This is a genomic window from uncultured Brachyspira sp., from assembly GCF_944390845.1.
In the GTDB taxonomy this organism is placed as follows: domain Bacteria; phylum Spirochaetota; class Brachyspiria; order Brachyspirales; family Brachyspiraceae; genus Brachyspira; species Brachyspira pulli.
Window position 1 is genome coordinate 1 of sequence record NZ_CALXRM010000056.1, and the last position, 22,542, is coordinate 22,542.

The following is a 22,542-nucleotide window of genomic DNA, read 5'->3' on the forward strand; positions in this document are numbered from 1 at the left end:
TTTGTAGCAATTATAAATTATAAGGAATACCATCTTTTTTTAAACTAAAAGTGTGCAATATCTATGGCTCTTAAACACTAATAATATGAATTTATTATTTGATAAATAATTTTTTATATGTTATAATCTTAATCTTAAAATATAAAAGTTAAAAAATGAAAGATAAATTAAAAAAAATTATTGGATTTATACCGCTATTAATTATTATTATAGCTGTTTTATGGTACAAAGTTCCTATTAATGGTATTAAATGTTATCCTGAAAGTGTATCAAAAATAGATATAAATTATGGAAATGATTTTATATCTGTAACTGATACTAATGATATAGATTTTATAATAAAAAGTTTAAATAGCATATCATTAAATAGGGTGATATTTAAATTAGGAAAAAAACAGCTTGGTTATGATATAAATATTTATTCAACAAATAAAAATTTATTGAATGAAATTACTATATATTCATCAGAAGTAGCTTCTATAGGAAATTTTTTTTATACCGATAAAAACGCAATACTTCCGTATGAGTATATAAAAAAAGTGTATTCTAACAGATAATGTTACTTTTTATAGTTATTTTTGTAATAAAAAATGTACACTTTTTGATGTTTATTTTTATACTAATGTAAAAAAGTATAACACTTTTAGAAAAAAATATATAAATTATATATAAAATGTAGATTTTACAACTCGGAGAATGTTTTTTATGAGAAAGTTTCAAAGTCTAAGGGTAAAAATGCCGCTCTTCATTATTTCTATGGTTACCTTTTTTATTATTGTCTTGATTTTAATAGCTGAAATTAAGGCTTCTGACAGTATAAAAAATGCAACTTATACAGGCTATAATAATACAGTTATGGGATATGCTTCGCTTATTGATACTTGGTTTAAAGATCAATTAACTATAGCAGGTATATACAGCACTTCTGAAGAATTAATTAGATATGTTGCAGAAAGAACAGAAGATACAAGAGTCATTGCATTAAATAACCTTAAAAAATTCAGATCATTGAATGAATATGCTATTAATATAGGTTTATCTGATGCTAATGGAACTGTTTTAGTTGATTCAGATAATAATGATTTAGTTGGACAAAATATGTTTAATATACACCCGGACTTGAAAAATAAGATAACTTCAAATAATAAAGGTGTATTTGGAGATAATATTACTCATTCTTTAACTACAGGCGGTTGGTCATTAATATTATTAGAAAAAGTTAATAACAGTGTTGGTAATGTAATTGGTTATTTATATGTAATATTAAACTGGTCTACTCTTAATAAGAATCATATAGAACCTCTTGTTATAGGTAAAACAGGTAATATGTTTGCAATAGATAAAAATATTATTATAAAAATACACAGTAATTTAAAAAATATTAATAATAATGCTCCTAAGGAATATGCTGAAGCTTTCAAACAAAAAAGCGGTATATTAAGTTATGAATTTGAAGGCAGTAAAAGGGTAGCTTCATATACAACATTAGAAACTATGCCTTGGGTTTTAGGTGTCTCAGCAACAGAGTCAGAGATTTATGAAGCAAATGTAGCTCTTATGAGAATGATGATTATCATATCTTTGATTGCAATTATTGTAATATCAGTATTTATTTCAGCATTTATACGTTCTATAACAAAACCATTAAATATATTAGTAGGACTTGCTAAAGAAATAGCAGATGGTGATTTAAGAACTACAAAACAAAAAATTAAACGTAAAGATGAACTTGGAGAGTTATCAAATGCATTTGTTGCTATGAGAATAAAACTTGTAGAAACTATAAGAGTTGTTGCAGAATCAGCTAATAACATTACTATGGCGGCAAAAGAATTATCAGAACAAAATACTGATTTGGCACATAGAACAGAAAGTCAGGCTGCAAGCATTGAGGAAACTTCAGCTTCTATGACTCAAATTTCAGCTACTATAAAAGATTCAGCAGATAATTCTATAAACGGAAGCAAAATGATATTAGCATCAAAAACTTCAGTAGAAAATGCCGGAGATATTATATCTGAAACAACTTCTAACATAGAAGAAGTTCATGAAGCTAGCTCTAAAATTAAAGATATTACAAAAATCATTGAAGATATAGCATTCCAAACTAATATTCTTGCTCTTAATGCTTCAGTTGAGGCGGCACGTGCAGGAGAACAGGGTAAAGGTTTTGCTGTAGTAGCAAGCGAAGTTAGAAATCTAGCTCAAACTACTCAAACTTCTGTAAAAAGCATTACTGATTTGATAGAAAATGTTTATGAAAAGATAGATAAAGCTACAGGAACAGCTAGAGAATCTCAAGAAATATTCATTGAAATTCAAAACAAAATAGAAGATGCTTCAAGAATTATGGAAGGTATAAGTAATAGTGCCGTTGAACAGCAAAATGGAATAGATCAGATTAAGATAGCAGTAAATGAAATGGATGCTACAACTCAGAAAAACGCTGCTTTAGTAGAAGAAGCTACTGCTTCGGCTGAATTGTTATTTGCTCAGTCTGAAGAATTAATGGCAGCTATACATGTATTCCAACTTCCAGACGGAAGCAGATAATTTTAGTAAATAAAAAATATAATATATTAATAAATTCTATGCTATTTTTATATAGTGTAGAATTTATTAGTTTATAGGCAAAATATTTATATATTAGTAACATTAAATCAATATTGTGTTTTTTTCTTATAACATTTTATTGTATTTTTATATAATAAAATATTCTGTATTAACAATATTATTAAGTGTTGGTATGAATAAAAATATTATTTTTATTTTTTAGCAATTTTTATATTCTTTTTTATTGATAAAAAATTTGATATTTATTGATTTTTATATAAAATAGTACTAAATATTTAGGGTAAAGGAATAATATGTCATTTTCTTTTAATGTGTTAAAACAAAGTTCACAAACATCGGCAAGACTTGGTAAAATAAATATAAATGGTATAGAAATAGATACTCCAGTTTTTATGCCTGTTGGTACTAAAGCTAGTGTTAAAGCATTGACTCCTGCAATGATAGAGGAAACAGAAAGTAAAATAATACTTGCTAATACTTATCATTTGGTATTAAAACCTGGTTTGGATATATTAAAAATATTCGGCGGCGTTAAGAAATTTATGGGTTGGAAAGGTGCTATACTTACAGATTCAGGCGGTTTCCAAGTATTTTCACTTGCTAAATTGAGAAAAATCAATGATGAAGGAGTGGAATTTAGTTCTCATATAGATGGTTCAAAATATTTCTTTACACCTAGAAGTGTAATGGAAGCAGAACATATTATAGGTGCTGATTTTATAATGTGTCTTGATGAATGTTCTAAGCATGATGCTACTTATGAATATGCTAAAGAAGCCATGTTAAGAACGCATAAATGGGCAAAAGAATGTAAAGAGTATCATGATAGTACTCCTAATAGCGAATATCAGTATTTGGGCGGTATAATACAAGGCGGAATGTTTGATGATTTAAGGAAAGAGAGTGCTGAAACTTTGGTTAATATGGATTTTCCTTTCTATTCTATAGGTGGTCTTTCTGTAGGAGAGACTCCTGAAAAAATGCATGAAGTGCTTTCTAAAGTTATGCTTTATACTAATAAACAAAAGCCTCGTTATTTAATGGGGGTAAGTGAGCCTAGAGATATACTTAATGGCGTTATGGAAGGTATTGATATGTTTGACTGTGTTATGCCTACCAGAAATGCTAGAAATGGAGAGGCTTTCACTATGAATGGTATAATAAGAATAAGAAATTCTAAGTATAGAACAGATGATACAGTTCTTGAGAATGAATGTGATTGTTATACTTGTAGAAATTTCTCTAAAGCATATCTTAATCATTTGGATAAAGTTCATGAAATATTATTTTCTACTCTTATGACAATACATAATGTTAGATTTATGCAAAGATTTATGAGAGATTTAAGAAATTCTATTGAAAATGATACTTTTGCCGATTATAGGAAAGATATGATGTTAAAATTTTATGAATAATTATTGGTATTTGTTTTACTTATATAACTAAATATTATATAATACAAATAAAAATAATTAAGCAGGTTTATTTTATGACTGGTAAATATGCTAAACTTTTAGAAAAATATAACTCTATTCTATCAGAGAAACCTAATGATTCTTATACATTGGCTATTTTGGCTAGAATAGCCCTTAAGGAATCAAGATTTGAAGATGCTGAAAATTATTATAATTTTATTTTATCAAATGATTCTGATTATCCGGAAGCATTGTATATGATGGGGTTTCTATTTATGAACCGTAATGAATATTCTAAAGCTTTAGGCTATTTTAATAAGCTTTTAGCAAATGGAAAAGAAAATTCCTTTATATATGAATATATGGCTATTATGGATAAAGAAAATAGAAGAGATTATTTAGAAAAAGCATTAGCATTATCTAGGGATATTAAGATAAGAGCTAAAGATTATAAAAGATGTTCTTATTTAGCTTTTGAAAGTTATATATGGGGCGAATATGATATATCTTTGGAATATGCCAATTGGGCTTATACTGCAAAGCCTACTAATGATATAGTTAATTTGCTTGGCTGTATATATCATCACAATAAAGATTATGATAAAGCTCTTTCTCTATTTCATGAAGTAAATGCAAATTATGAAGGACATAATCCTTATGTATTATGTAATATAGCATCTTGTTATAAAAAGAAAAATAGTAATAAGATGGCTATAAGATATTTAGAAAAAGCCTTGGAAGTTGATTCTAATGATAAGCTTATATATTATAATATAGGTTCAATGAATGCTTTGATAGGCAATAAGAAATCAGCAATTGAAAATTTTAAAAAGGCTTTAGAAATTGATAATAATTATGAAGACGCTAAAAAAGCTTTGGCTTCTTTAGGGGAATAATATTTTATAGAAATAAAAAATTTTTTAAAAACCTTTAAATATTACTTGATTTAGTATATTATATTAAACCTAAAAAATGAAAATGGGGTGTCGTAACAGTGAATTTTTTTGATTATATTAAGTACAATTTATTTAACATTAGAACTCCAGAATTAGTAGAAAAAATGCGTATGGAGGAATATTCTGATAGAATATCCAAACAGAAGTATAATTTTGTAGATTTGAAAACTAAAGCTTTAACACCTACTTGTGCTAAATTTGTATTTGAAATGTATAAAGTGATAGGGCCATTACTTGCACCTTTAAAAGAAGAATTTGTAGTTAAAGATGGTAAACAATTTTCATATTATCTTATAGAAGTTTCTTTCAGCAATGAAATTAAAGAATTATATTCTACATTAAATAGAGATTATATGATGGCTAAAATACAGGAAGGTAAGAATCCTAATGCTGTATTTAGTGAAGTAAAAAACAATTTTGTGAAGTTTAAAAAATTTATAAGCGGTGAAAATGGTAAGGAAATTAATTTAACATTTAATTTGCTTAAAGATTTTGCTCAATTATCTAATTTTGACTTTTTCTTATTTTTGAGAGCTTTTTGTCCGGCATTTGTAGATGGTGCTTATAATTCAAACCCTCAATTTAAACCTAGCTCTAATATACAAATAGTTGATGACTTGGTAAAATTAGATTATGCTGTTAATGGTATAATGATAAGAAAAGAGCTTTTATCGGCATTAAATGTTTTTCAGCAGTATTTAGGAATGCCTCCTATACCTGAAAAAAATATAAAATATTTCTTGGCTAGAATTAAATATTTACAAACTCCAAGTCTTTTGCATGATATTATAGTTTATTTACTTAAAGATTTTACATATAAATGTACTGTTAGTCCGTCTAATGTTAATATATTTGTAAACTATATTACAGATTTTACTAATAATCTTAAAAAAGATATGGATAGTATTGTTGCTGATATAAAAAGCAGTAAAATTGCTGGAATGCGTAATAAGATGTTTAGCGGTATAGAAATATTGAAAATGTCTTATGTTAATGAAGAAAAAAATGAGCAATTAGAAAAATTTGATTGTCAAACATTTACTTGTGTAGAACCTTTACAATATATAAAAACATTTATCATAGAAATATTTGATATGGATTATAAAGATCCGCTTAATGATATGTTTTTAGGGGCAGAATTTGTTCATAAAGATAGAAATTCATTAGGCTTAGATGCTTTCTATACATTGAATGATTCAAGAGATATTATTCAAAAATTTGATACAACATTAACTCCTGAATCTGAAAATGTAAAACGTCTTAAAACTTGGATGGTATCTAAAAATAAAGCCAATGCCAATAGAGATTTAATAGAAGGTATGGTAAGTAAAATAGATGATGAAGGTAATAAAATAGTTTTAAGCGTTTATAATGCTGTAATAGATTTAACTACAATAGTTAAAAATATTCTTGAAGATTGTTCTAATGGTACTAAATTAGAAATCACTAATGCTAATAAAATTCAGTATTTACAGAAATTTAATTTAGATATAGCTAGAAAGATGTTAGATGATTTTGATAATTTTATTGCTTTGATGAAAAATTTTGTTAGATAATTTTATAAAATAGGAAATAATTTTTAATGAATAAAACACATAAAACCATTATACAAGTTGTTGTAGGTGTTATAATAAGTGTAGTATGTTTATATTTTGCATTTAGAGGCATAGATATAAAAGAATCTATAGAAATAGTAAAAAATATTGATATTAAATATTTTGTTATTTCTTTAGTATTATCTGTTGCTATAATAGCTTTAAGAGGTTTGAGATGGGAATGTTTTATTCCATTAAAAAAGCCGATTAAAAAAAGAACTGTGGTGATGGCAACATATATTGGCTATATGGCTAATAATATACTTCCTGCTAAACTTGGAGAGGTTGCTCGTGCTTATATTTTGGGAATTAAAGAAGATGTAAGTAAATCAGCATTAATAGCTTCTGTTGTTACTGAGAGATTATTCGATGTTATAACAGGAGGTGTTATATTGTGTCTTTCTGTAATATTTATACCTAATTTACCTAAAACAGTTACTTATGCTGCTATTGCTTTATTTGTTTTATCTATAGTTGGTTTTGGTGTATTAATATTTTTGGTATGGCAGAGAGAATTTGCCCATAAGGTTTTTTATAAAGTTTTTGGAATATTGCCTAAAAGTATTGGTGATAAACTCATTTTATTTTCTTGTAATTTTATAGATGGTATTGGATTTAAAAATGATCCTAAACATATATTTTTAATATTTTTCTATACTATTCTTTATCTTATAGGTCAGATTCTTACTATAGGTACTTTATTGATTGCTTTTGATATTAAGGCTTCTCCAATGATAGCATTATTTATGTTTGCTGTTGGAGGATTTGGTTTTGCTGTACCTTCAGCACCTTCGGGAATAGGACCTTTTGAATGGGCTATAGTATTTGGCCTTTCTTTGATAGGAGTAGATAAAACTATAGCATTCCCTTATGCTTTAGTTTATCATATGATGGGAATTGTACCTATAGTAATTATTGGATTTATATTCTTATTTATGTTAGGTATAGATTTAAAAACTGCTACAAAAGGTGATAATAGTACAGAAAATAATAATGATGCTTCTACAGAACAGAAATAATTACTATATGTCGTTCTTTATCTTCATTTGGTAATTTTTTTATTTCTATATTATATTTGTTTTTTTGTATATTGGCTTCTTTTAATTCTTCTTCTATTTTTTCTATTTTGCCTTTATATAATAATAATTTAGAATTTTTCTTTTTTAATTTATTAAATATTTTAAATAATGTAGCAATATCTGAAAATGCTCTTGATGTGATGGTATCATATTTTTCTTTTATTTCATAAACATTCATGCATTTTATTTCTATATTATTTAATTTTAATTTATCCTTTGCTAATCTTAAGAATTCACATTTTTTATTTTTTGATTCACAAAGAGTAAATTTTTTATTATTGTATATTATAGCAAGAGGTATAGAAGGAAGTCCTGCTCCGCATCCAATATCTATTATATTGTCATTATTTTGAAATATATTCAAAGCAAGAAGACAATCTATAATATGATCATTAAAAAAATCTTCTATTGTTTTTGCCCCCGTAATATTAACATTTTTATTGTATTCTATTACAAGGGAAGCATAATCCAATAGTTTTTGTTTATTTTCTTCTGTGATTTTTATATTTGTTGTATTATAAATATAATCCAATATAGAATCATAATTAAGCATTTATATTACCAACCTAATTTTTTAGCATCTTGTTTTGCTTTATCTCCGGCAGATACATTTGTAATATTATAACGTATTTCCCTTTTATCTATTTTACTTTTCATTATAAATTCTTGAGGATATGGCATATTATTAACAGTTGTATAAGAGCCTAATTGTATATCTACAACATTATCCATAAATGCAGTAGAGAATGTTCTTACTCTGTATGTACTTGCTGAGAAAACTATAGTATCAACTCTGTCAACATATCCTATTTTTAATGTATGCCAATTTTTTCCTAATGTTATATTGCTGCTTACAATTTTTTTTGATAAGTCTATAAATTTATAGTCTAATATATCAGCATAAACTTTAGGGAAACGCATAATAGGAGCTTCTAATGCAAACTCATCAAAATTTCTTTTTAAAGGAGTTTCTTGTTCCGGAAGTACTAGAGTAAGTTCATTATTATTTACTTTAGCATCCATTATTAAACTTCCTAAAAGCCCGTCAACAACATTCATATATTTAGTGTTATTATTTCTGTAGTAATTAACAAGCATAGGCATTTGATCTAAATCGTCTCCGCTGTAAAAAGCTCCGCCTGATGAGTATATTGAAGTGAATGGAGATTTAGAAAATTTACTAAATGCTTCTTTCATTACTTCTTTTTCATTTTGTCCGTATACTAATTGTGCTATTAATAAAAATATAGTTAATACAATAATATTATTCTTTTTCATTTAATATAAACCTCTGTAAAGTTAGATGTTAATATAAAACCTATTTAGTTATTTTCTGTTAAACTTTTTATTTTTTCTTTTATTCTTTCTTCATCGTAATCAAATTCTTTTTGATATGAGCATATTGATTTTCTGTAATATTTAAGAGCATTTTTATAATCATTTTTAGCATAATAGGCATCTGCTATATGAGCATAAATTTCAGCCTTGGAACTATCGTCTACATATAATGCTGCTTTAAGTAAAGTTTTTAAAGCATTATCGTAATCGCCTTTTTTAAAGTATCCAACACCAAGAGTGTCTATATAATGAGCTGAATTAGGTTCTAATTTAACCGCATTTTGTGATAGGTTTATAGCTTTATCTAAATCTTCTCCTAATGATACTAATGCCCAAGATAAACTATTAATATTTTCTGCTGAATTTGTATCCTGATTATATTTATAATTAGCATAGAGTAAAGCAGAAGATTTATTATCAGCTGCCAATGCTGTTACATAAGGTATATTTATTCTATAATCATTTGTATTTGATTTATTATTAGAGAAATATTCAAAGTCTTCATCTAAATATTTATTAACATTATTTGTATCATTACAAAGTAAAGAAGCATAAGCTTTTAAATAGCTGTAAGAATATTTTTCTTTTTCATATAATTCTATAGCTTTTATAGCTAAGTCTTTTTCACCTAAATCGCTTGCTGTTAATACTAATGATACCAATTCATTTTCTTTTACATCTTTATTGTTTAAAGATAAATATTTTTCTATCATTTCTTTTGATTTTGTATAGTTTCCTTGATTTTTAAACTCTAATGCTGCCTGTAAATATAAACTATTGAATTTTCCGCTATTATCATAACTTATTAAATTATCTATATGCTGAGGTAGGGCATCTATATTATTTATCATAAAATAGAATGATATAATATCCATTTCTGAATTTATTTTGTCATCTTTGCTTCCTGTTTCAGCTATCATTTTATAGTATGCTTGTATTATATCTAAATCTATTTCTTTTCTTTCTAAATCTAATTCAATTATATTTAAAGCATTGCTGTATCCTGAATCTTTTGCTTCTTCTATTATTGATAGAATTTTAGGTGTGCTTGGAGCTGAAGTATTTATTTGAGAGAATAATTCTTCACTATATTCATTTGCCATAAAACTTAAATAAGCACTTAAATATGTAGCATCATCAATTAATACACTATTTGAATAAGCTTCATTATATTTTTCTAATGCTTGATAACTTTTTACTATACCATAAGCGGCACTATAACTGTCTACTGGGGATAATTGTACATTTTGAAGTTTTTTTAGCCTGTTTATAGTATTTTCAAATCTGCTTAAATAAAATTCGCTCATACCATAATAAAAATTATAATATTCCATATAATTATTACTTGCTTTATTATTTGGATTTACTTTAGAGAAATAATATATAGCTTTTTCAAAGTCTTTTTGCTGATAATAAGTAAAACCTAATAATATTAAAGTATCGCTGTAAGTTTGATCCAATTCATAAGCTGTTTCTAAATAGTATCTTGCTTTGCTGATATTATTTATTACAAAAATATTTCTTTCAGCTGCTTTTACTAATATTTCTATATCTTCAGGATCATCAAAAACTAAATTATCATAAATTTTAGAACTTTGATAATATTCTCCCAATGCTTCATAAGTTTCTGCTAATGAAATATATATATCTTTATTTTGAACGTATTTGAGTACTTCTAAAAGTATAACTTTGGCACTTTCTAAATCTTTTATAGTTTCTTGAGTAACTGTTTTAGATGCTAATGCTCTTTCTTTATAGTATAATGCCAATGTATAAGCTGCTTTAGCTTCTTCTTCATTTTTTATATATTGAGCACCTTCATATACATTTTTTTCTTCTTCTTTGTTAGTTTCTGCAAATATATTAGATATACTAATAATAAATATTAACAATACAATGCTGAGTTTTCTTATAAACATACTATTCACAACTCCGGATATTTTTTAGTTTACATAATTTTAATATATATCGGTATTTATATCAATACAAAATATTGTGAAATATATGTTATTATAAAGAATATTTAGTTATCATTTTCTTTTGTTGAAGCAGCTTCAGGCTCTTTAGCAGGTGCTTCTGGTTCTTTAGCAAACGCCTTTTCTAATAAATCCTCAAGTTTTTTATTAGTGTAGAAATCAGCTTTTACTTTTGTTACTATTTCTAAAGTATTTTTTCTAGGTATTTTTACAGTTTCACCCATAAATATATTATAATTATTTTTCATAAGTTTTAAATTTTTATATCCCATTAGGGTAGCAACTAAACAGAAATGTCTATAACCTATAGCTTTTTTCTCTATAGTCATTATATATTCTATTGAATTTCTGAACTCATTCATAGCTGATTCAATCATTTGACTTAATACTTCCATAGCTTTGTCCATATATGCACCGTCTTCAAAGTATGGAGCAGGATTTTCATTGTCAAATAAAGTAACAGGCCAGAAAAATCTTTTTTCTTTATAATCTATTTTAGCATCTTTTATAATATTTACTTTTTGTAGGAATCTTCCTAAACTTTTTGCTTTTTCTTTATCTAATTCTAAATTATCAAGCATTTTAGCTAATTCTGTAAGATAAACTCCCACAGTTCCGGCAACATAATAACAATAATCATCTAAATCTTCAAAAGTTGTTATTGGGTGATCTTGATAATATATCATTCCATATCCCATTTCTCTTAAATATGAAATTGATATATTCTTTATTTCCTGTTTGAAAGTGTAAAAGGATTTTAATACTACATTTATATTTTCTATTAATACTTTATCATTTTCATTTATTGTGTTTTCTATAACTATTTTTTTAAAATTTTCTAAATTATCAGTATTTTCTGTTTTTAATATATTTATAAATCCAGTTATTAATGTTTCTTTATCTTCTTTAGTATGATTAGAATCTTCTATAGTATCTATTATTCTAGCTAATAAATATTGTACTTCTACTTTACTTTTTTTATTTTTATCTAGTAATGGTATTGTTAAAGCAAAGCTTCTTGAAACAAGGTCTAATAAATATTTTGTATTAATTTTTGTTGCCATATATTATTTTCCTAACACTTTATTAATTATTTTTTAACAAACATACACAATGAACCGCTATTCCTTCGCCTTTTCCTACAGCGTCCATTTTTTCATTTGTTTTAGCTTTTATTGATATATTTTCTATATTTGTTGATAAAATTTTAGATAGTTTTTCTCTCATAGAATCTATATAATTTCTCAATTTTGGCTTTTCAAGTATTATAGTGACATCTATATTCCCGATACTGTATTTTTTTTCTTTCATTATAGAAACAGTTTCTTCTAATAAAACAACAGATGATATATCTTTGTATTTATTATCATTGTCTGGGAAATGGCTTCCTATATCTCCAAGTGCTAATGCTCCAAATATAGAGTCTATTATTGCATGAATTACAACATCAGCATCGGAATGACCTTTAAGACCTAATTCATAAGGAATTTCAATGCCTGCTAATATTAGTTTACGATTTTCTGTAAATACATGTGAATCATAACCGTAACCTATTCTCATTATATATTTTTCCTTTATTAATTTATGTTTAAATTATACTAAAATAGATTAATTTGTCAAACTATTTTATATGTAGTATTACTATGTATTTTTTATACTTGTATGATTTGTAGTATAATATTATATATGATTATTAGCTGTATATAAAAAAGTAACAAATTCTACATATATATATTGAATACGTATCAGAAATTTATATAATACTATACATAGAAAATATTAAATGGAGCAAGACAAATGAAAAAAATAGGTCTTTTACCTAGAATTATTATAGGTATAATTTTAGGTATATTAGTTGGAATGTTCCTTCCAGGTCCAGTAGTAAGAATATTTGTAACTATAAGTGCAATATTTAGTTTATTTTTAAACTTTATAATACCATTAATGGTAGTTACATTTATTGGTTATGGTATAGCTAATTTGACAGAAGGAGCTCCTAAGTTGATAGGTGTTACAGTGATAGTATCATATCTTTCTACATTAGTAGCAGGAAGTATCGCGTTTTTGGTAGCTTCTAATCTTTTCCCTACTTTATTAGGTTCTGCAAGTTTAAGCAGTGTAAAAATTGAATCTGGTTTAGAAAGCTATTTTACTATACCTCTTAAACCATTATTTGATGTTACCTCAGCTGTAATATTTGCATTCATCTTGGGAATAGGTATAACAATGTTAAGACCTAAAGGACAAGGTGCTGAATTATTTTCTATAGTAAAAGACTCTGAAGAAGTTATTCAAGCTATATTAAAAAATATAATCATTCCTATATTGCCTTTGCATATTTTAGGAACATTTGCTAATTTAGCTTATGCAGGAAGCATACAGCATATACTTATAATATTTGCTAAAGTATTTGCTGTTGTTATAATTCTTCACTTACTTTATATAACAGCTTTATTTATAATAGCTGGTGTTATAGGAAAGAAATCTCCTTTAATGCTTATTAAAAACCAAATACCTCCTTATTTGACTGCTGTAGGTACTCAAAGCAGTGCTGCAACAATTCCTATTAGTTTGATAGCAGCAGAGAAAAATGGAGTATCTGAACAAATAAGAAAATTTGTAATACCTCTTTGTGCTACTATACACTTAGCAGGTTCTATGATTACATTAACTTGCTGTTCTACTGCTGTTATATTAATTTTAGGACAAAATCCTACTTACAGTTCTATACTTCCTTTCCTACTTATGTTGGGAATAGCTATGGTTGCTGCTCCTGGTGCTCCTGGCGGTGCTGTTATGAGTGCTTTGCCTTTCTTCTATATGATTGGAATAACAGGAGAAGAATTACAAGGATTAATGATTGCTTTATACTTAACTCAGGACTCATTCGGTACTGCTGCTAATGTATCCGGTGACAATGCTATAGCTGTATTTGTTGATTGGTTCTATCAAACTAAAATAAAAAAAGATGCTGCTTGATTTTATTAAATTAAAATGAGAATAAAAAAAAGGATAGTTCTTTAAAAGAGCTGTCCTTTTTTATTATAGCTTTAATTACATTTGCCCACCCTTTTTCTTCATTATTTAAATATTAAATTTTAATTATTATTTTTTTATAGCTAAAATTAGAAATAGTATTGCCCGCCCAAGTTTTTATTAAATTGTTAATCTATTCAACGCACGGTGAACAAAATTTATTATATAATTTGTATGTTATTATTAATTCATTTATATTTATAGTGCTGTTCTGCGTGCGGTTAAGATATTTTAAATTAAAAAAAATATAGGGTGGGTGTTATTATTACAGGTTAAAATAAAAAAGAAAATAGTATAAAAATATGATATAAGTTTAAAAAGCCTAGAGGGTGGGATTTAAAATAAAACAAAAAAGAAAATTATTGTATTTTGTATACCCTGTTGATGTATAATTAGTTTTATGATATTATTCTCAAAAATTATTATAAGAGAAACTTATGAATATAAAAAAATTAATAAATATATTAGCAATTATTTTAATACCAATTTCTATTTTATCAATTTTAATTTCTTTGATAATGCTGCTTTTTAAACAGAATATTGCCTATATTATAATTATAGCTTCTATTATTTTTATAGTAAATTCTATTTTACTATTTATAAAAAAGAATTATAGAAGATTTATTATAATATTTTCATCTACTGCAATAGTGCTGTTTATAAGTATATTTTCTGTCATTCTATATAATAATTATGAAAATAAAATTACAAGAGTTAGTAATGATATAGGACTTTATTTATATTATCCTTTTGATGATATTAGAAATGATACCAATTCAAAAATAGCAAAACTCACAAATGAATCAAGTTTAACAATAACAAATAATTTTCCAAGATTAGACGGAGCTACTGCATTATTTCCTCTTTATTCATCATTTGCAAATGCAGTTTATGAAATTACAGTTACAAATAATGAATATACTAATATGTTTTTAGAACACATACCATTTAGTAAGTATATAGAAACTAATGCTGATGGAATAATAAAAACTAATTACGGCAGAGCAACAAACAGCAGCTATGATACAGCTTATGTTTTATGTTCTAAAACACATGATGCTTATATTAATCTTATTTATGATGAGGTTGATTTAATATTTTGTGCGGCACCTTCAGATGAAGAAATAGAAGAAGCTAGAACAAATAATAGAGAACTTATATTAACACCAATAGGAAAAGAGGCATTTGTATTTTTTGTAAACTCTAAAAATAAAATAAATAATCTTTCAAAAGAAAATATAAAAGACATATATACTGGAAAAATAAATAATTGGAAAATATTAGGCGGAGATAACATGAAAATAAAAGCCTATCAGAGAAATAAATACAGCGGAAGTCAAAGTGCATTTATAAGATTTATGGCTTCAATGAATGCAGAGAATGATATAATGGCACCTGATACAGAAACATCAATAGGCGGAATGCTTGAGGTAATAGATGTAGTAAGTGAGTATAGAAATAGAAAAAATGCTATAGGTTATTCATTCTTATTTTATGCAACAGAAATGGTTAAAAATAATGAAATAAAGACTATATCTATTGATAATATAGAGCCAAACAGAGAAAATATAAAAAATGGAACATACAAATTAGCTAATGATTTTTATGCCATAACAACTAAAAGAGCTTTGGAAGAAAATCCTAATGTTCAAAAATTAATAGATTTTATATTGTCAAAAGACGGACAGTATTTAATTAGTACTACTGGATATACACCTATAAATAATTAATTTTTTATACCTTCTTGACGTATAAATATTTATAATATAATATATGAATTCTTGTTTCAAGGTTTAGTATAGTTTAGGAGAGTTTATGATTAAAAATATATGCAGAATAATTGTGTCTTTTATTTTCTTAATATTTACATCTTTCTTTCTATACTCAGAGGAATATGATACTAATTACTATAAAAATCTTTTTGATCAAATGTTTACAAATGAAGATGAATTAAAAGAAATGGCAAAAGACCCTAAAGAATATATTGAAAACTTGTTTAAAGAGGCAGCAGAAAAAGTATTAAAAGAAAAAATAGAATTTTATAAAAAATATAATGTTATAGAAATAGATAGTTTAGAATATGAATATCAAAATGCCGCAGAAGGTTATGGGGATTTAGAAGCTGTTAAGAAGTTTATACAGAAATATGATATAAATGGAGTATATGACGGATATACTTTGCTTTATACTTATTCAAAATATAATGGCAAACCTGATATAGTAGAGTTCTTACTTGAAAATAATGCTGATGTTTATCAAAAATCTATTAATGGTAAAACGGCCCTTTACAGTGCTGTAGATGATTATGCTTATGATGTTGTTGAAATTATTTTGAAACATTATAAAAACAATGATGATGTAAATGATGAGTTTTTGTTGGCAGTTAATCAAGAAAATGAGCCTATGTTAAAAAGGTTATTAAAAAACAAATTTTTATTCTTTGGAAATAAATTTAAAATGGATTTAGATAAAGGGCTTGAAATAGCACTTGATAAAGGCAATGAAGATATAGCAGCTACATTGGTTTTAAACGGAGCTAAAACTGATAATTTTTTATATTATTTTAAATTGGTATTTGGTAAATATTTAATTCTTATAGCTATTATGATTGCTTTATTTTCTTCTCTTATTTATGTATATAAAAGAAGATATATTCCTAGTATTTATGAAGAGAACTCAATGTTTATAACTTTTAAAGATAAAGTAAATAATATGTATATTTACTGTTATGTTTATTATGGCGGACTAGTATCTGCAATGCAGGGTTTTTTTGGAAATATATTTACAAATAATGATAAGCTAAAAGGATATTATAATATAGTCAGTAATTTTATGGATAATTATGTTGTTATTTATGATTCTAATGATAATAAAAAAAATGACAAAGAATATTTTAGCTGGCATGATCTTATTATAGAAAGAAATGAAAAAGCCATTATAAAATTTGATTGTTCTCTTTATGATTTTATAAATAGTGATAAAAATGAAATTAACTATATTGTGGAAGTATCTGATTCTAAAATTATAAATGGAGTTTTTGAAGTAAATAGAAATCCTGATATTAATGTAGAATATTCTAAATTACTATTTAGTAAGTCTGCAAAATCTAATCGTTTTATAGATATTCTTAATTATTTTTTTGATCTATATCATTTCAATATAAAAAACAATGATAAAATTAATTCATATATAAATGGAGATAATAAATCGTATTCTGAGAAAAAAAACGAATTGAAGATAAATGTCGAAGATATTTTAAAGAAACATGATAATGTTCAATTTAATGATATTAAAACTAAATACTATGATAAACTTAAAGATTTTTATAATGCTGATAATATAGTTTATTTTGATGATAAAACAATATGCGTATACAAAAGATTTTCTAAAATAGACTCTGATAATAATCTTACAGTAAATAATATATCGCTCATAATTGATTTAGATAATGAAAAATTAATAAGTCCTTATTTGAAAGATTTTGTTAATAATGCTGATGAGATATTAAAAAAATATAATTCTAATTTTTATAAGAATATAGATAATGTACTTTTCCTTATAACAGAAGCTGGTATTATATTGATGAAAGATAAAGGACATAAAAAAATCTTTATTCCTTTAGATGATATAAAATATAATATTAACAAAGATCATTATTTGTCTTATTTATTTGATTAATTTTTATATATACTGAAAATTTTTAACTTTGTCAATTTTTTATTGTTCTTTTTCCCACCACATACGCTCTGCGGACTTCGTCAAAGTTGCTGCCGTAGGCACGCTTCGCGAAAGTGCAAGTATAAAATTAGTACTAAATCATACTAAAATTGTCTTACATGTAAAATAATTTATTACATTTAAGTTAAAATATAGCCTTTCGCGAAGCGTATCCGAGCTTGTCGAGGATATAGCTTCTTTGTGGCAATACCACCCTAAAGGACTTCCTATGGTCGCAGGCACTTCCTTCGGTCGCAAAAGAAGTGGGGTGTTGCGGAAGCACGCAGAGCGGTGGGCAAAGCCCCAGATATAAAAACAAAAATATAAATTTATTTTTTGATAAATATAGTCATTTAGGTATATATTATTTTTAGTATGATTTAATACCATTTTTCTTAATGAACAAAAATAAAAAACGAGTAAATTTTAAAAATTACGTATGTATTGACATAATTCTGTTTTTTCATATAATACTATACCATAGGAGGTTATATGATATGAAAGGTAGAATTTTAAAATTTTCATTCTTTTTATTAATTTCAAGTTTTTTATTCATTAATATTTCATGTTCTAAAAAAACAGAAAAAAACACAAGTATACCTGAAGACCTATACGGTCAATATTTTATGTCAGCTGATGAAACATATATGAAATCGCTTCTTATAATTGTAGGTTATGATGGTATAGAAATTAACTATCCTAATGATGAATCTACAATAGAAGTTGTAAAAAAGTGCGTAGATATTGTAATGGAAAGTGACAGAGCTATCAAAGGAGATATAGGAAATAGTAAATTATCAAAAGTAGCTGATAATCATTATAAAACTGTATCTGCAAACGATGCTCACTTAGAATTTAAATTTACTAATGAAGCACTTGAACTATCTGTTTATGATGGAACACAGCAAGTTAACTCAATTAGTCTTCGTAAATTAGGAAAATAATATTTTAAGTGAATAAAATTATAATTAGATACGATAAGAAGGTTAATGAAAAATCGTATTTTTAAATTTTTATTGATTTATTAGTTTTTTAATAATAGATTTATACAAAAAGCAAATACAACAATAAAAAATAATTTTTAAAGCAATAAACTAGCAGTTGCCAGCTAATATTAAGCGAGTTTATTACTAGTAACAATAAAATAGAACATAGCAATTAAACAAGTTAGCCGAATCCAGCTAGTTAGTTTACTCGCTAGTTAATATTAAGCCAACCAAGTAGGCACACTTAGTGTGGACGAACATAACAATAAAAATAAGTGAGCCGAAGCCAGCTAGTGAGTAAACTCACTAGCTTATTATAGGCGAACCAAGTAGGCACACTTCGTGTGGGCGAGCATAACAATAAAAATAAGTGAGCCGAAGCCAGCTAGTGAGTAAACTCACTAGCTTATTATAGGCGAGGCGAGCATAACAATAATAGGAGTTTATTATGTCAGATAATATATTTGATTTTCTCTTAAATCAAAATGAAAATACTAAATTTATTCTAGGTATAGTTTTTATTGTTATTTTTTATATTATTTTTATGTATATAAAGAAGCGTTCCAAGAAATGGTATTCTCAAAATAAAATAATAGTAGATGGAAAAGATTTCTTTATGCTTAAAGATAAAGTAAATAATATATATATTAATTGCTATAGATATAAAGATAATGCTTATGCCAAATGGTTTAATGATAACAAATCTAAAATGGAGGATATACTATCATTAAACAACAATTGGGCAGAAGATGAAAGTAGAATAAAAAGACAATTTGATGGTTTTGCAAATGAATATTTTGACCGTTTTCCAAGTCAAATATTTATAAATAACGGCGATGAATTAATTATTCGTGAAACTAGTAAATTATACATAGATGAAATGGTGGTTTATCATGATTATGACAAAAAATATTTTAAGGATTTATATTACAGACAATACAAAATAGAAACCCCTTTTCAATATTATGAATTTAATCCAAATGATAAACCTAAATTTGAGGGTTGGTATTCAAAAGAAGATGTAAGAGACAAACTTTCAACTATAACATTCAGAAAAGAATTAGATTATGAAAGAACATCTAAAATTGAATATACAATGGATATTGAAAATAAAAGAATAGAAGGAGTTTTTGAAGTTATTAGAAAGCCTGAAATAGAAGTAAAACAATTTTATATTCCAATTGAACAGATGAGTTTTCCTGATCAACTATCTTACAAATATGATGGTTTGGGAGTTGATGAAACAAAGAAAATGCTTACTAATTATTTATTTAATTTCAATTATCCTTTTATTAAAGGAAAAGAAAAAATAAATATGGCTATCAGCGGAGCTTATAATTTTGATGAAAGATTCAAACAAGAAAAAGGAAAAGAACTTGAAGAGAAATTGAACCATAAAAATGCTCTTTTTGATATATTCTGTCCTTTAGATTATATTGGTCTTATATATTATAGGAAATTTAAAGACTTTAGATGCCTTGATATATCATACTATGATGATGAAGTAATATGCGTATACAAAAGAACTGTAGAAGCAGATGCAGAAAGTAAAGAAGCTATGGTAAAGAATAATTCTCTTATATTTGAATTGGATAGTGAAAGAAGTATAAGTTCTTATTTAAGAGATTTAGTTGTTGATAGTAAAGAATTATTATCTAATTATGAACTTACTGATAATTTTTATAATAATATGAGAAAATTAATATTTCTTTTAACAGATACAGGAATTATAGTAATGCCTGAATATCCTAATCTAGATATTAATGACTCCGCAGATGAATATGAAGAAATTGCAGAAAGAGTATTTATACCTACAGAGCATTTAAAAAATTATCTAAATAAAAGTCATTATTTATTTAATTTTTTTGATAGGCAATAATTGTTTTTATAATTAATTTTTATATTTTGTATTTTAATGATAATAAACCATAATTTTTTATTAGTATGATTTAATACTAATTTTTTCGTTTTCATTTTTTGCTATGCCTGCCGCCAAAATCGCAGAAACTTTGGAGAAGCCTAGTAAAAATTGATAAAATATAAAAATTAACAAAATTAAAAATTTTTAATATATATTAAGCAAGTTTATTGTCAGAAATAATAAAATGCAAACATAACAAAAATAAGCTAGCCGAATCCACCAAGTAGGTTATTATACTGCGGACCGAGTAGGTACACTTCGTGTTGGCAAGCATAGTAATAATAAATTATAATTTTTAAATATTAGAAAGCTAAATATAAAAATTGTGAGAATCTAGTAAATTCTCCAAAGGCGGCTAGATACTATTAGCAAACAATTTTTATTAACAACAATAGGAGTTATTTATGATATCATTTGGTATATTTGAACCATTAAGACTTTTTCTTATTAGTGACTATTTCTGGCCTATTATTTTTGGAGTACCTGCCATTTTGCTAGCTGTAATTTTTATGCTTGAGAATAGAGCAAAAAAATGGTATGCTAAAAATAAAATATTGGTATATGAAAAAAGTTTTTTCATGCTGAAAGATAGAGTAAATAATATATATATTAATTGCTATAAATATAAAGATAATGATTATGATGAATGGTACAGAAAACATCGCGGTAAAATAAAGTATTTAATTAAAGTAAAATTTGATAATTTCGCACGTGAATATTTTGCTTCTTTTACAGGGCAAATGTTTATAAATAACGAAAATAAATTAATGATTCGTGAAACTAATGAATTAAATAATAATGAAATTAATGTTTACCGTGATTATGATATGGATTATTTTGAAAGACTAAAGGAAAATCAATTAAAATTCTATATTCCTTATGAAACGTACTGGAAAGAACCACATAAATTTCATAATTGGAGTTCAAAAGAAAATAATAGAGAAATTTTATTAAAGATAAAATTCAAAAGTAAATTCGATTATGAAAGAACATCAGAAATTGAATATACTATGGATATTAAAGGTGGAAAAGTGGAAGGAGTTTTTGAAGTTATTAGAAAGCCCGAAATGGAAATAAGAGAATTTTATATTCCAGTAGAACAGACTACTTTTACTAATGACAAACATTCAGCTTACCTTGGTATGGATGAAGTAAGAAAAATGCTTACTAATTATTTATTTAATTTCAATTATCCTTTTATTAGAGGCAAAGAAAGAATAAATTCAGCTATCAGCGGAGCTTACAATTTTGATGAAAATTTTAAAGAAGCAAAAGGAAGGGAACTTGAAAAAGAATTAAAAAATAAAGAACTTATTATAGAAAAATTCCATCATTATGACCAAAACAAAGCCTATTATGCAGATAAAATTGGTATTATATACTATAAGAAACTTAAAGACTTTAGATGCTTTGATATATTATACTATGATGATGAATTAATATGTATATATAAAAGAACTGTAGAAGCAGACGAAAGAAGAGATGAAGCTACAGTAAAAAATCATTCTTTTATATTTGAATTAAGTGGAGAAAAAAGTATAAGTTCTTATTTAAAAGATTTAGTTACTGATAGTAAAGAGTTATTATCCAAGTATATAGTTCCTGATTATTTTTATGACAATATAGATGATTTAATATTTCTTTTAACAGATACAGGAATTATAGTAATGCCTGAATACCCTAATCTAATTCTTAATGATGAGGATTATGATTTAGAAAATACACATGAAAAAATTGCAAATAGAATATTTATTTCTTCAGCTGATTTAAAAAATTATTTAAATAGAACTCATTCTTTATTTAATTTTTTTGATAGGCAATAATTGATTTCATAATTAATTTTTATATAAAATGCTGGTATAGAGTGAAATATAAAAATTTAGGGGCTGTCCTAGATAACTAAAAAAGCTCCTTTTGTGCTAAATTATATATAATTTCTAATTGTTTTT

17 protein-coding genes are annotated in these 22,542 nt (G+C 25.6%); 12 read left to right on the top strand and 5 right to left on the bottom strand.

Features of this window, described 5'->3' with window-relative positions; genetic code table 11:
- Window positions 1-155: 155 nt before the first annotated feature.
- The 6 genes from Q0K52_RS10845 to Q0K52_RS10870 all read left to right on the top strand — a co-directional run bounded on the left by Q0K52_RS10845 (window position 156) and on the right by Q0K52_RS10870 (window position 7,559).
- Window positions 156-557 carry a hypothetical protein gene (locus tag Q0K52_RS10845; RefSeq protein ID WP_297299304.1) on the top strand — a complete coding sequence of 134 codons (402 nt, stop codon included), beginning with the start codon at window positions 156-158 and terminating at the stop codon, window positions 555-557.
- Between the two features lie 148 nt (window positions 558-705).
- On the top strand, window positions 706-2,553 hold the full coding sequence (locus Q0K52_RS10850; protein ID WP_297299306.1) for a methyl-accepting chemotaxis protein: 1,848 nt from the start codon (window positions 706-708) through the stop codon (window positions 2,551-2,553).
- Window positions 2,554-2,867: 314 nt separating this feature from the next.
- Entirely contained in the window at window positions 2,868-3,989 is a 1,122-nt protein-coding gene (tgt, locus tag Q0K52_RS10855; protein ID WP_297299308.1) for a tRNA guanosine(34) transglycosylase Tgt, read from the top strand.
- A gap of 74 nt (window positions 3,990-4,063) precedes the next feature.
- Window positions 4,064-4,885, top strand: a complete 822-nt coding sequence (locus Q0K52_RS10860) for a tetratricopeptide repeat protein (RefSeq protein ID WP_297299310.1) — start codon at window positions 4,064-4,066, stop codon at window positions 4,883-4,885.
- A gap of 98 nt (window positions 4,886-4,983) precedes the next feature.
- Entirely contained in the window at window positions 4,984-6,501 is a 1,518-nt protein-coding gene (locus Q0K52_RS10865; RefSeq protein WP_297299311.1) for a DUF5312 family protein, read from the top strand.
- Between the two features lie 26 nt (window positions 6,502-6,527).
- Window positions 6,528-7,559, top strand: a complete 1,032-nt coding sequence (locus Q0K52_RS10870; RefSeq protein WP_297299313.1) for a lysylphosphatidylglycerol synthase transmembrane domain-containing protein — start codon at window positions 6,528-6,530, stop codon at window positions 7,557-7,559.
- Here the strand turns inward: Q0K52_RS10870 and rsmG are convergent.
- The 5 genes from rsmG to ispF all read right to left on the bottom strand — a co-directional run bounded on the left by rsmG (window position 7,543) and on the right by ispF (window position 12,493).
- Window positions 7,543-8,172, bottom strand: a complete 630-nt coding sequence (gene rsmG, locus Q0K52_RS10875) for a 16S rRNA (guanine(527)-N(7))-methyltransferase RsmG (protein WP_297299314.1) — start codon at window positions 8,170-8,172, stop codon at window positions 7,543-7,545. The genes Q0K52_RS10870 and rsmG overlap by 17 nt on opposite strands.
- 5 nt (window positions 8,173-8,177) lie before the next feature.
- On the bottom strand, window positions 8,178-8,897 hold the full coding sequence (locus Q0K52_RS10880) for a hypothetical protein (protein ID WP_297299316.1): 720 nt from the start codon (window positions 8,895-8,897) through the stop codon (window positions 8,178-8,180).
- A 44-nt stretch (window positions 8,898-8,941) separates the two neighbouring features.
- Window positions 8,942-10,876: a tetratricopeptide repeat protein gene (locus tag Q0K52_RS10885; protein ID WP_297299318.1), complete on the bottom strand. Its 1,935-nt coding sequence runs from the start codon at window positions 10,874-10,876 to the stop codon at window positions 8,942-8,944.
- A 104-nt stretch (window positions 10,877-10,980) separates the two neighbouring features.
- The gene (locus Q0K52_RS10890) at window positions 10,981-11,997 is read right to left on the bottom strand and encodes a squalene/phytoene synthase family protein (RefSeq protein ID WP_297299320.1); all 1,017 of its coding nucleotides are present in this window, start codon (window positions 11,995-11,997) and stop codon (window positions 10,981-10,983) included.
- A gap of 22 nt (window positions 11,998-12,019) precedes the next feature.
- Window positions 12,020-12,493 carry a 2-C-methyl-D-erythritol 2,4-cyclodiphosphate synthase gene (ispF, locus tag Q0K52_RS10895; RefSeq protein WP_297299322.1) on the bottom strand — a complete coding sequence of 158 codons (474 nt, stop codon included), beginning with the start codon at window positions 12,491-12,493 and terminating at the stop codon, window positions 12,020-12,022.
- 237 nt (window positions 12,494-12,730) lie between these two features.
- Between ispF and Q0K52_RS10900 the strand changes: the two genes are divergently transcribed.
- From Q0K52_RS10900 to Q0K52_RS10925, 6 genes are all read left to right on the top strand, one after another.
- Window positions 12,731-13,912 (top strand): cation:dicarboxylase symporter family transporter, encoded by a 1,182-nt coding sequence (locus Q0K52_RS10900; RefSeq protein ID WP_297299324.1) that lies wholly within the window; start codon window positions 12,731-12,733, stop codon window positions 13,910-13,912.
- Window positions 13,913-14,406: 494 nt separating this feature from the next.
- The gene (locus Q0K52_RS10905; protein WP_297299326.1) at window positions 14,407-15,699 is read left to right on the top strand and encodes a substrate-binding domain-containing protein; all 1,293 of its coding nucleotides are present in this window, start codon (window positions 14,407-14,409) and stop codon (window positions 15,697-15,699) included.
- A gap of 85 nt (window positions 15,700-15,784) precedes the next feature.
- Entirely contained in the window at window positions 15,785-17,647 is a 1,863-nt protein-coding gene (locus Q0K52_RS10910; protein WP_297299328.1) for an ankyrin repeat domain-containing protein, read from the top strand.
- A gap of 536 nt (window positions 17,648-18,183) precedes the next feature.
- Complete coding sequence (locus Q0K52_RS10915; protein WP_297299330.1) at window positions 18,184-18,630, top strand: hypothetical protein; 447 nt, start codon at window positions 18,184-18,186, stop codon at window positions 18,628-18,630.
- Window positions 18,631-19,120: 490 nt separating this feature from the next.
- A complete protein-coding gene (locus Q0K52_RS10920) occupies window positions 19,121-20,551 on the top strand; it encodes a hypothetical protein (protein WP_297299331.1) in 1,431 nt (476 codons plus the stop codon).
- A 446-nt stretch (window positions 20,552-20,997) separates the two neighbouring features.
- Window positions 20,998-22,416, top strand: coding sequence for a hypothetical protein (locus Q0K52_RS10925; RefSeq protein WP_297299333.1), 1,419 nt, complete (start codon window positions 20,998-21,000; stop codon window positions 22,414-22,416).
- The last annotated feature ends 126 nt before the right edge of the window (window positions 22,417-22,542 follow it).